This window comes from Streptomyces spiramenti, from assembly GCF_012034385.1.
GTDB lineage: Bacteria > Actinomycetota > Actinomycetes > Streptomycetales > Streptomycetaceae > Streptomyces > Streptomyces spiramenti.
Genome location: NZ_JAAVJB010000389.1, coordinates 1 through 2,734, shown reverse-complemented (window position 1 = coordinate 2,734; position 2,734 = coordinate 1). Strand labels below are relative to the sequence as shown.

The 2,734-nt window shown below is 75.0% G+C and carries 2 protein-coding genes; one reads left to right on the top strand and one right to left on the bottom strand.

The genetic code is table 11. The features are described from left to right. Positions 1 to 642 (bottom strand): PadR family transcriptional regulator (locus HCJ92_RS23520; RefSeq protein ID WP_167935626.1); only part of this gene is annotated, 642 nt, incomplete at its 3' end. Positions 643 to 1,237: 595 nt separating this feature from the next. Between HCJ92_RS23520 and HCJ92_RS23515 the strand changes: the two genes are divergently transcribed. Further along, the gene (locus HCJ92_RS23515) at positions 1,238 to 2,725 is read left to right on the top strand and encodes a ricin-type beta-trefoil lectin domain protein (protein WP_420824769.1); all 1,488 of its coding nucleotides are present in this window, start codon (positions 1,238 to 1,240) and stop codon (positions 2,723 to 2,725) included. Positions 2,726 to 2,734 lie beyond the last annotated feature (9 nt).

Genomic DNA, 2,734 nt, shown 5'->3' with positions numbered 1-2,734 from the left:
CCCGGCGCCGCCGCCCGCGCGGGCGGCGCCGGGGCGGCCGGGTTCGGCCTCCGGTGGGCCACCGGCCGGCCGGCCGCCGGGCCGGTGCCCGTGGTCGTCCCGGTCGGTGGCGGTGGTCCCGCCGTCGGTGAGCTGCCGCTCGCAGTGGGCGAGCCAGCGGACCTCCGCCTCCGCCTGGAAGACCAACTGCTCCAGTACGAGCAGCCAGGCGAGTACCCGCCGATCCGACGGCCCGTCCAGGGCGGTGCGCAGCTTGAGCCGGGCGTACCCCTGCATGGCGCGCAGGGTGTGGCGCCGCTGGATCGCGATCACGTCACCGATGCCGCTCCCCTGCGTTCCGACCGCCATCGCGACCTTGATGGCGAGTTCGTCGCGCGCCGGCTGTGAACGGTCGACCGGACGCGCGTACCACTCCCCCACCTCCCGACGTCCCGCGTCGGTGATGGCGTAGTGCTGCCTCGCACCGGCCCCGGTGCGTGACTCGACCAGCCCGTCCCGTTCCAGGCGGGCGAGGGTCATGTACACCTGGCCGATGTTGAGCGGCCACGTGGCGCCCGTCCGCGCCTCGAAGTCGAGGCGCAGCTGCGCCCCGTGGGAAGGCCCTCGCTCCAGGAGAGCGAGCAGCCCGAACCTGATCGACATACCGAGTATGTATACCGAGTATGGCGACGCCCGCGCAACCCACCCCCGGCAACCACCGCGCCACCCGCGGCCCCCCACGCCGAACGTTTCCGCAGCTCAAGACCGCGACAACATCTTCAGCGAGAAAAGCATACCGAGTATCGCGAGCACTGCATACGCGGTATGGCACCGGGGTGGCCGACGTGACACGTGCGACGGGGCGGCCTCTCGGTCGCCGCGGCGGAACCGGTCCTCGCCACGCCGCGCGCCAGGCACCCGGCGGGGGGCGCACGGCACCGACCCGGTGCGCGGCGCGCACCCCCGGGCCAACCGCACGGGGGATTCCCGGGATCGGCGGAAGCCGGTACAAACCGAGGGAGAGACATACCGCCGAAGGGAGTCCCCTGTGCGCTCACCCCTGCCCGGACGTCGACCGACACGGACGGGTGTGGTCGCGTTGGCCGCTTTCGGCCTGCTGGCGGCCAGCGCCCCGACCGCGGGCGCAGCGCCCGGGGGCGAGGTCGAGCGCGTGGAGGTCACCGCGCCGGGGGCCGCCATCACCGTCGAACTCCCCGGCGGGTTGGGGTTCCCGTGGGTCCCGGAGGGGCCATGGCGGATCGATGTCAGCTGGCCCGAGGGCAGCGTCTCGGCGCGAGGCGGCACCGGAGCGGGCGCGAGCGGCGGACCGGTCGGCGAGGCGACCGCGCTCCCTCCCCGGCTGGAGGAACTGCGGGCCCGGCAGGCGACGGAGCTGTACGGCGCCCCCGCTCCGCCTGCCCCGGCCGACCGGCAGCTCGCCCTCGTCTCGCTCGGGGACAGCGCGATCTCCGGTGAGGGCGTGGGCAACTACGACCCCGCGACCGACGGGCCCGACAACTGGTGCCACCGCTCCTACGACGCGGCGATCCACCGCACCGGCATCCCGGCGGACGTGACCTACAACTTCGCCTGCTCCGGGGCCGCCACCACCAACATCCGCTCCGACGGGACCCCGCGGTTCGACGAGCCCCTCCAGGCCGACAGCCTCGCCGTCGCCGCCCGCAACACCCGTGTCGACACCGTGCTGCTCGTCGTCGGGGCCAACGACGACCTGGAGTTCGGGCCGGTCATCACGGACTGCGCGCTCTCCTGGTTCCTGCACTGGCGCGGGCCGTGCCACCCGACGTACGCGCCCGGCTGGCAGGCGCGGGTGGACGGTCTGCGCCCCAAGGTCGAGGAGACCGTCACCGACCTCCACACCGTGATGTCCGACGCGGGGTACGCCCGCGACGACTACCGCATGGTGCTGATGTCCTACCCCGGGCCCCTCGGCCCGGACCGCCGCGACGACCCGCGCCACCTCGGCCGACTGGTCGGCGGCTGCACCTTCCACGACGCCGACACCCGCTGGGTGCGGGACGAGGCGGTGCCGCCCTTCCAGGAGAGCCTGCGCGCGGCGGCGAAGAACGCCGACGCCACCTACCTCGACGCCTCCCGGCTCTTCCACGGCCACGAGGTGTGCAGCGACGCGCCCTGGGCTCGCGGCCTGACCGTGGACGTCACCAACCCGTTCCCGCCCGACGCCAACTCCGTCCGGCAGTCCTTCCACCCCAACGCCGCCGGGCACGGCGCCTTCGCCGCCTGTCTGACCGCGCTGCGCGCCACGGACGTCCGTGAGGCCGGCTGCGCGGACCCGGCGAGCACCGGCTCGCCGGTGCTGGTCGAGGGCGCCTGGGACGATCTGTTCCGTCCGGCGGCGACCGCCGACGGAAGCCGCTGCCTCGCCCCGGCCGCCGGCCGTACCGCCAACGGCACGCAGGTACGTGCCGAGGAGTGCGACGGCGAGCGGGGGCAGGACTGGTACCACGACACCGAGCGGGGCTCCCTGCACGTCGGGCTGAGCCACGACCGGTGCCTCGACGTACCGGGCCGCGCCTTCCGCGCGGGCACCGGCCTCCAGCTCCACAACTGCAACGGCACCGAGGCGCAGCGGTTCGAGCGGACCGCCGGCGGGGCGCTCGCCCCGACCTCGGCGCGAGAGCTGTGCGTGACCCTGCCCGCGGCGAGCGGCGGGCAGGCCGCTCTCCGGCCCTGCGACGGCAGCGCCGCGCAGCGGCTCGCCTGACCCCTCCCC